Annotated in this window: 6 protein-coding genes; 5 read left to right on the top strand and 1 reads right to left on the bottom strand. The window is 28.8% G+C overall.

Annotated elements, in window-relative coordinates; all coding sequences use genetic code 11:
* Positions 1 to 451 precede the first annotated feature (451 nt).
* The 4 genes from glmM to fabF all read left to right on the top strand — a co-directional run bounded on the left by glmM (position 452) and on the right by fabF (position 4,542).
* Positions 452 to 1,888, top strand: coding sequence for a phosphoglucosamine mutase (gene glmM, locus Q1X91_RS13675; RefSeq protein WP_300758746.1), 1,437 nt, complete (start codon positions 452 to 454; stop codon positions 1,886 to 1,888).
* A gap of 244 nt (positions 1,889 to 2,132) precedes the next feature.
* Entirely contained in the window at positions 2,133 to 2,882 is a 750-nt protein-coding gene (fabG, locus tag Q1X91_RS13670) for a 3-oxoacyl-[acyl-carrier-protein] reductase (RefSeq protein WP_300758744.1), read from the top strand.
* A 78-nt stretch (positions 2,883 to 2,960) separates the two neighbouring features.
* Complete coding sequence (gene acpP, locus Q1X91_RS13665) at positions 2,961 to 3,197, top strand: acyl carrier protein (RefSeq protein WP_013115070.1); 237 nt, start codon at positions 2,961 to 2,963, stop codon at positions 3,195 to 3,197.
* Between the two features lie 91 nt (positions 3,198 to 3,288).
* Positions 3,289 to 4,542 carry a beta-ketoacyl-ACP synthase II gene (gene fabF / locus Q1X91_RS13660; protein ID WP_020003591.1) on the top strand — a complete coding sequence of 418 codons (1,254 nt, stop codon included), beginning with the start codon at positions 3,289 to 3,291 and terminating at the stop codon, positions 4,540 to 4,542.
* 731 nt (positions 4,543 to 5,273) lie between these two features.
* Here fabF and Q1X91_RS13655 read toward each other — a convergent pair.
* A complete protein-coding gene (locus tag Q1X91_RS13655; RefSeq protein ID WP_300758691.1) occupies positions 5,274 to 7,532 on the bottom strand; it encodes a transglycosylase SLT domain-containing protein in 2,259 nt (752 codons plus the stop codon).
* 180 nt (positions 7,533 to 7,712) lie between these two features.
* Here Q1X91_RS13655 and Q1X91_RS13650 point away from each other — a divergent pair, with 180 nt between their 5' ends.
* Positions 7,713 to 9,083, top strand: coding sequence for an aldehyde dehydrogenase family protein (locus Q1X91_RS13650; RefSeq protein WP_300758688.1), 1,371 nt, complete (start codon positions 7,713 to 7,715; stop codon positions 9,081 to 9,083).
* Positions 9,084 to 9,197: the final 114 nt, after the last annotated feature.

Here is a 9,197-nt window from a genome sequence, read left to right as displayed (position 1 = left end):
AAAAATTTTATTTCTTCGTCTGTTAAATTAAAATCCATATTTTGATTATACCATAAATTAAAAAATTGACAAACTTAAAAATTTTCAGTATATACTGTAACAATTTCATTTTGTCAACTGATGTACATTATATAGAATTATCAACTTTTTTGCCGCACACACCACAGGCGGGCTTCGCCAAAAGTTTTTGCCAAAGGCACGCAGAGCGAGGCGGACAGTGTCACAAAAGAACTGGGGTGTGGCACGACTCTGAAGCCACTCAAATATCAAAATTTAAAAAATTTATTTTTTGACAAACTGTATTTGTTTAGGTATATACTGAAAATTTATAATCTTCAATATGTAACACCAAACTAAATAACTAAATATCAATAAAAATTATAAAATAAAATATTTTACTTTTATATCTACTTATTTTATAATATAGCCATATAATTTTCAGGAGTTTTAAATGCCAACATTAAAAACAAGCATATCAGGAATAAGAGGAATAATAGGAGATGGTTTAGATATAAGAACTATAGTAGATTATACTTCGGCATTTGCATGTCTCTTTCCAAAAAAAGCAAAAGTTTTGGTAGCAAGAGATACAAGAATAACAGGAGAATCTATATTAAATGCAGTAGCTTCTACATTAATGGCATCAGGTATCAATGTAATAGATATAGGAATAACACCTACACCTACAGCATTATATATGGTGGAAAAACTAAAAATACATGGCGGAATAATGATATCTGCAAGCCATAATCCTATAGAATGGAACGCTTTAAAACTTATAGGTAAAGGCGGACATTTTTTAGATGAGAAAGCTGTTAATGAACTTATGAAACTTTATGAGAAAAAGGCTTCAAGATTTGTTAAAGCATTAGAAACAGGAACATATGAGAAAATAGATAATGCTATAGAAGAGCATATAAAACGTATTTTAAGATTTATAGATACTGATAAAATAAAAAAAGCTAATTTCAAAGCTGCATGCGATTATGTTAATGGCACAGGTTTATTTGCTGCTCCTCCCCTATTAAAAGAATTAGGAGTAAAAGAAGTTTCAATAAATAATGAGCTTACTGGAAAATTTGCTCATGTTGCTGAACCTTCTGCTGCTAGTATGAAAAGTTTATCAGAGTTAGTGAAAAAAAATAAGGTTAATATAGGATTTACTCAGGACCCTGATGCTGACAGACTTGCCCTAGTTCTTGATGACGGTACTATCATAAGTGAAGAGTATACTTTGGCTTTATGTGCTAAATATTTATGGCTTGTAGGAAAGGGAAATGCTGCGGTAAACTTATCTACTTCAAGAATGATAGATGATTTGGCAAAAGAAAAAGGTTATTCTGTTGACCGTACAAAAATAGGAGAAATAAATGTTTCCTCACATGTTGTAAAAAATAAATTATACTTCGGAGGCGAAGGTAATGGAGGAATAATAGTACCTTCTGTAACACCGGGAAGAGATTCGCTTTTGGGTATAGCATTGATATTAGAATTAATGGCTAAAACAGGAAAAACTATAACAGAGCTAGTTCATGAAATACCTAAATATGAAATAGTAAAAGAAAAACTAGAAGTATCAAAAATTGATGAAGATAATTTCTTAAAACAAGTAAAAGAAGAGTACCCTAAAGCTAAAATAACATCTATTGATGGAATAAAAATAGATTTGGAAGAAGGCTGGCTACATGTACGCTCTTCAAATACAGAGCCTATTGTACGCATTATTGCAGAAGCTAAAACTAAAAAAGAGGCTGAAGAATTAATAAATGCGGCAATGGAGATGATAAAAGGTGAAAAAACTTCAAAAAAATCATCTGAAAATAAAACATCTAAATCATCTAAAACTAAAAAAGAGGCTAAAGCAAAAGAAGAAAAAGCTAAAAAATAATATTTAATAAATTAATATATAAATAAAACAAGAGGTATATATTTATCTCTTGTTTTATTTTATTTAAAAACCTATATAACAAATTATACAAAATCTTAATAGTAAAAATTAACTACTTCGACTTTTAAACCAAAAAAGTCGAAAATTTTAAAGTTATGATTTTTGCTTGACAAATTTATCATATTTTGTTTTAATATAAGCGTACATTTATTATATATCTTTTATACATATAAAAAGGATAAATATGGACTTAAATCTTAAAAATAAAACAGCTATAGTAACAGGTTCCAGCAGAGGAATAGGAAAAAAAATAGCCGAATCCTTAGCTAAGGAAGGAGCTAATATAGTAGTTACAGCTACAAATCTTGATAAGGCTTCTCAGGTCGCTGAAGAGTTAAAATCATCTTACAATATAGAAACTTTAGCATTACAGCATGATGCAAAATCAAGCGAATCCTGCAAAGAAGTAATAGCTAAAACTATAGAAAAATTTAACTCTATAGATATACTTGTAAATAATGCAGGTATAACTAAAGATATGCTTGTTATACAAATGGACGATAGTGCTTGGAATGATGTAATATCAACAAATCTTTCAGGTGCTTTTTATATGTCAAGAGAAGCTGCTAAAACTATGCTAAGAGCCAGAAAAGGAAAAATAATTAATATATCAAGCGTTATAGGTAAAATGGGTAATGCTGGACAAGTTAATTATGCTGCTGCTAAAGCTGGTATTATTGGTATCACTAAGTCTATGGCTAAAGAGTTTGCTCCTAGAAATATATGTGTAAATGCTATAGCACCAGGATTTATTCAAACAGATATGACAGATGTACTTCCTGAAGATACAGTTAAAGGAATTATGAGTATAACTCCTTTAAAAAGATTAGGTACTCCAGAAGATGTTGCCAATTTGGTATTATTTTTATCATCAGATATGAGCAGCTATATTACTGGAGAAGTTATTGCTGTTGACGGCGGAATGTCAATGTAATTATCTAATAAAAAAGGTATATAACGTGCTTAAAATAGGCACTTTATTATAAATTATAAAAATTAAGGAGATTAAAAAATGGCATTAATCGATGAAATTAAAGATGTTGTTGCTAATCAATTAAACATCTCAGACAAAAGCAAAATTACTGATACAGCTTCTTTTGTAGATGACTTAAACGCTGATTCACTTGATTTAGTAGAATTAATCATGGAATTAGAAAAACGTTATGACATCAAAATTCCTCAAGAAGATCAGGAAAAAATCAAAAATGTAGCAGATGCTGCTAAATATATCGAAGAACATAAAAAATAATTAATATATTATATTTTTCCCGTAAACAGATATCATTAAAATCTTTTACGGGAAATTTTTTAATATATTGTAAATCATAGGAGTTTTATATATGAGTGAACGCAGAGTTGTAATAACAGGACTTGGAATAGTAAGTTCTTTAGGAAATGATGTTAAAACTTTTTGGAATAACTTACTTAATGGAGTTTCTGGAATTAAAACATTAAGCAAATATTTTGATCCAGAAAAAGAGCAGCTTATTACTAAAATCGGTGCTGAAGCTTTACCATTAGAAGGCGATTATTATTCCGATAAAAAGATGTTAAGGAGATTAGATCCTTTCATTAACTTTGGAGTATATGCAGCTTATCATGCTTTTAAACAAGCTGGTATAGAACCTAAAACAGGCTTTGATCCTCTAAGAGCAGGCTGTGTTCTTGGCAGCGGTATTGGCGGAATAACTACTCTTTTATCCAATCATAATGTTATACTTTCTGATGGTCCTAGCAGAGTTTCACCTTTCTTTGTGCCAATGCAGATAATTAATATGACACCTGGACTTATTTCTATGGAATATGGAATGAACGGACCTAACTACAGTACTGTTACTGCCTGTGCTTCTTCAAACCACTCTATAGGTTTGGGATATAAACATATAAAAGATAATGAAGCTGATATTATGGTAGTAGGCGGTTCTGAAGCTACTATCAATCCTCTTACTATAGCTGGTTTTAATAATGCCAGAGCTTTATCTACTAGAAATGATGAACCTTCAAAAGCATCAAGACCTTTTGATAAAGGAAGAGACGGATTTGTTATTGCTGAAGGTGCTGGTATATTGATACTTGAAGAATATGAACATGCCAAAAAAAGAAATGCTAATATACTTGCCGAAGTTTGCGGTTACGGCTTTACTGCTGATGCCAATCATATTACGGCTCCTTTAGAAGATGGTGCTATGGGAGCAAGAGCTATGTCATTAGCTATAGAAAGTGCTAAAATTTCACCTGATAAAATCAGCTATGTTAATACTCATGGTACTTCTACCCCTGTAGGAGATATTGCCGAAATAAAAGCTATAAAAAAGGCTTTGGGTGAAGATCATGCTAAAAAAATAAAAATTAACTCTACTAAATCTATGACAGGTCATGCTTTGGGTGCTGCAGGCGGTATAGAAGCTATTGCTACAATTATGAGTATGATTGAAGGAAAAGTTCACCCTACTATCAATGTAGAGGAACAAGATCCTGAATGTGATTTGGATGTTGTTGCTAATACTGCTCAAGATTACAAAATAGAATATGCTATAAGTAATTCTTTCGGTTTCGGCGGACATAATGCTTCTATAGTATTTAAAAAAATATAATAAAACATCATAAAAACAATAAGCTCTGTTTTATACAAGCAGAGCTTTTTTATTTGTAAAAAATAAATAGTTTTATTCATAAATAAATTGAACTTATATAAAATAGAATATACATAAACAACTATTTTAATTATTATTTAAAATTATTTTATAATGACATCAATATATACTGGAACGATTTTATTTTGTCAACTGATGTACATTATATAGAATTATCAACTTTTTTGTAGCACAAAAAAGTTGCAAAAAATGCAACTGCTAGAACTTTATATTTAAAATATACGTATTAAATGTAAGGTATAGCCTAGATTTAGACTAAAAATGCAGTCTTTTCGCCACAGGCGTACAGCGTATGGTTCTTTGTGCCAACAAAAGAACTGGGGGTGTGGGGGCTAGTCTCCATAAATAATAAAAACAAAAAAAATAATTTTTGACAAAATATAGTTGTTTAGGTATATACTGAAAATTTTTAAGTTTGTCAACCGCGAGCTGCGGTACCTTCCCGCACGGTATTGTTTATTCTTATCAAATGTCAACAATACGTGCGGCTGATTACCTATTATTATACCAAATAAGTAATTTACTATACATCTAAAACATATTTTATTAATACGAATAATACTTTATACTATTTATAAATAATAATCACATTTACAAATAACTAAAAATTGACAAACTATAGTTATTTAGGTATATACTAAAATACAATATCTATAACAAATATTATAATACTAATCCTTATAATACTTACTGTAAAACTCATAACTCTTTATAACACGCTCTACATAATACTCAGTTTCTTCTATATCAATAAATCTTCCAGTACGGTACATATTGTTAGTTCCGTATTCAGCCTTCCACCTTCTTCCGCGTCCTGAACCTGCATTATAGCTTGCTGCTACAAGTATATAATTGCTTGCTTTTTGACTGCTGAAAAGCCAGCCCAAATGTGAAACTCCAAGATTAATATTTTGTTTTGGGTCTGTTAAATCTAAAGGATCATATCTGTATCTAGCTTTTTTATTCTCAGCTGCGGCTGTTGTAGGCATAAGCTGCATAAGCCCCATAGCACCAACCCAAGACCTAGCCTTAGGATCAAATAAACTCTCCTCTCTCATTATGCCGTATACAAATGCAGGCTCTATCTTATAATATTTAGCCTCTGGCACAACATACTCATCAAAATATCTAGGATAAACTTTTCTTCTAAGCTCATCTGGAAGCAAGTCTGTATTATCTGAATATGGATATCCGAAATATTTGCCTATATTAGCTGATATCTGCATAAGCCTTTTTGTATTTTCAGAGCTTATAAATATCTTCTCAGCAAAATAATATAATGGATATGTTACCTGAGTTTTTTTGAATACTTTATCAAACTCTGTATATGCATTATCGTAATCCCCGTAATAATAAAGCACTATAGCCTTGTTAACTTCCCTTCTAGTTTGAAGAGATAATTCATTAAAGAGATCATTCTCACTCATTTTAGAATACATCTCTTTTACAAATCTGCTTTGCATGAGTATATTTTTAGCTATACTTCTAGCCTCTTTTTCTGTTTTATCTTCCTTGCCTGTAGAAGCATAAGTTAAAAACTGCACTTTATTAAGCATTTCCATAGATTTAGTAAAATTAGAATCAGAATAATACTTTTTAGCTTCACTTAAATAATAAGTATTGCTAAGTTTTACATTGCTAATCATATCATCACTTGCAAGGCTTAATGCTCCTTTAATAAAATAATGGCTTTTACTGCTTAAAAGGCTTTTCATTATATAGTCATCTCTTTTCTCATCATCTCCAAACTCTTCGGCAGTCCACATATTCCAAGATAAAGCAAAATCATGCCTGAAACTAGGGTATCTATCTTCTAAAGCCTTAGTTGCAAAATAAGTTTCTGTTTTGTTTTTTAGCTTAAATGATTTTCTTAAATACGATTTTAAAGCAAGTTCTGTCTGCCAGCTTTTTGGAAATTTTTTCATAACATTTGTTAAATAAGTTTTTGCCTGAACAAGATTATTTCTATTTAAACTTACATTCACAAAGTTATTATATATTCTAGGCACATAATCATCTCTTGGATATTCTTTCAAAAAAGTATTATAAAGTTCAATAGATTTATCATAGTTTTTTAATTTATTATAATTGTCAGCAGAATAATAAAGCCCTAACCTTCTATGAGTTTTATTATTTGCATTTGACAAATACTCATCAAATAATTTTGCAGCATCTTCTCTTTCTCCTGACTGCTGTTTTATTCTTGCCATATAGTATGTTGAATTGGCTTTATATAAATTATTATCATAAAAATATTCAAAATATTGTAAAGATGCTTTTCTATACCCAGCCTCATAAAGCTCTGTAGAAACTTTATATTTCAAATCATTATCAAATGACATTATATCTTCTTCATAATTATTATTATAATATATAATAGCTTCCCTATTTAAAAATCTGCTTAAAAGCTCATAAGCTATCATCTTAGCTTTATTGGTATCATCAGTATCTCTTAATGCTCTAATACCAACAAACTCTTTAATCCATTTCTGTGCTTTGCTGTTAAAAAAATTACTCACTGGATAATCATCTCTGTAAAACTCTGCCAATGCCTTATACTGTTCTGCATAAGGATACAAAGATGAACGAGGATACTCTTTCATAAGTAATGAGTACAAATCTATAGCTTCATTATACATATTAGTATATAATGCACTTTTAGCCCCATAATATATAATATAATCTTTTATAAGTAAATCTTCTTCTGTATTTATTATATTTGTAAATTGATTATAAGCCTCTAAATATTTCTCTCTATTATAGAGTTCTAAAGCAGTTCCGTAATTAATCTTATTTTTTGATATAATATTTTCTTTTAACGATATTCCCTTAGCATCTAACATAGAAGTCATTATTATAATAATAACTTCAAAAAAAACAGCAAATAATAATACTCTTTTATTAAATATATGAAGAATTTGATTTTTCATTGAACCTCATCAAAAATAGTTTTTATATAGTAATTATTATTTTATTATTTTTTTCATTTTTTGCAAACAAATTTTACATTTTGACTTACTATGATGATTATATATTTAATTAAAATTTTATAAAAAAGTATGTAATTTTCTTATTATTTTTTATATATTTAAACAAAAAACGGAGGAAAAATGAATTTAACAGAATTAAGAGATAAACAAAAACAATTTTTTAAAAGTTCAAAAACATTATCATACGATTTCAGAATAAAACAATTAAAAAAATTACAATCAATGCTTATAAAATATGAAAGAGATTTTATAGATGCTCTGTATAAAGATATGCAGAAGTCAGAATTTGAAGCTATAGGCACAGAATTATTTTTTGTGATGGAAGAGATTAAAACATTCATAAAAAATCTTAAAAAATGGATGCATAATAAAAATGCAAAAAGAAATATGGTAACTATAGATTCAAAAACTACTATAATAAATAAACCATTTGGAGTATCATTAATAATATCGCCTTGGAATTACCCTATACAATTAACTTTTCTTCCGCTTATAGGTGCAATAGGAGCTGGAAATACTGCTATAATAGCACCTTCTCAATTAACACCTACTGTTTATGATGTAATATATAATTCTATTAAAGATACATTTGATGAAGAGTACATTGCTGTTGTAGATAAAAGTATACCGCCAGAAAATGTAAGCAAAATAGAATATGATAAAATATTTTTTACAGGCTCTCCTAGAGTTGGAAAAATTATTATGTCAAATGCTTCAGAGTTTCTTACACCCGTAACATTAGAGCTTGGAGGAAAATCACCTGTTATAATTGATGATATAAAAGGAGATAATTTTAATAAGGCTGTAAAAAGAATTATATGGGGCAAGTTTATAAACTCGGGTCAAACTTGCGTATCACCAGACTATATACTGATAAGAGAAGACTTAAAAGAAAGATTTTTAAAAGCATTTAATGATGAAATAAAATTATTCAATGATGAAAAAAATCTCCACAGAATAATAAATGAAAATCACTATAAAAGATTAAAATCATATTTAAATGACGGCAAAATTATTTACGGCGGGGAATATGATGATAATAATTTGTCTATTTCTATAACATTAGTAGAACCAAAAAACTTAGAAGCTAATATTATAAAAGATGAAATATTCGGAAGCATTTTCCCGATACTTTATTATAAAACAAAAGAAGAAGCCAGAGATATAATAGAAAAAGTATGTCCTAACCCTCTTGCTATGTATATATTTTCTGAAGATATTGATTTTAATTATTATTTTATAGAGAAGATAAGTTACGGAGGCTGCTCTGTTAATGATACTATAAGCCATATATTAAATTCTAATGCTCCATTTGGAGGAGTTGGAAACAGCGGAATGGGTAATTATCATGGATATTATAGCTTTAAATGCTTCTCAAAAGAAACAACTGTTTTAGCTAAAGGATATGGTTTTGAAGTAAAAACTAAATATCCGCCTTATTCTACTAAAATTAAGGAAGTTAATTTATTATATAATTTGGTAAAGAAATAATTTTATATATAAAAATTAGTATATACTGAAAATTTTTAAGTTTGTCAATTTTTTAATTTATGGTATAATCAAAATATGGATTTTAATTTAACAGACGAAGAAATAAAATTTTTG

The organism is uncultured Brachyspira sp. (assembly GCF_949287625.1).
Classification (GTDB): domain Bacteria; phylum Spirochaetota; class Brachyspiria; order Brachyspirales; family Brachyspiraceae; genus Brachyspira.
This window is presented reverse-complemented; position numbering and strand designations above follow the sequence as displayed.

What these genes read in the sequence shown, in the direction of transcription:
- Q1X91_RS13655 (WP_300758691.1), bottom strand. Translation starts at nt 7,532, where the DNA reads ATGAAAAATCAAATTCTTCATATATTTAATAAAAGAGTATTATTATTT.
- glmM (WP_300758746.1), top strand. Translation starts at nt 452, where the DNA reads ATGCCAACATTAAAAACAAGCATATCAGGAATAAGAGGAATAATAGGA.
- acpP (WP_013115070.1), top strand. Translation starts at nt 2,961, where the DNA reads ATGGCATTAATCGATGAAATTAAAGATGTTGTTGCTAATCAATTAAAC.
- Q1X91_RS13650 (WP_300758688.1), top strand. Translation starts at nt 7,713, where the DNA reads ATGAATTTAACAGAATTAAGAGATAAACAAAAACAATTTTTTAAAAGT.
- fabF (WP_020003591.1), top strand. Translation starts at nt 3,289, where the DNA reads ATGAGTGAACGCAGAGTTGTAATAACAGGACTTGGAATAGTAAGTTCT.
- fabG (WP_300758744.1), top strand. Translation starts at nt 2,133, where the DNA reads ATGGACTTAAATCTTAAAAATAAAACAGCTATAGTAACAGGTTCCAGC.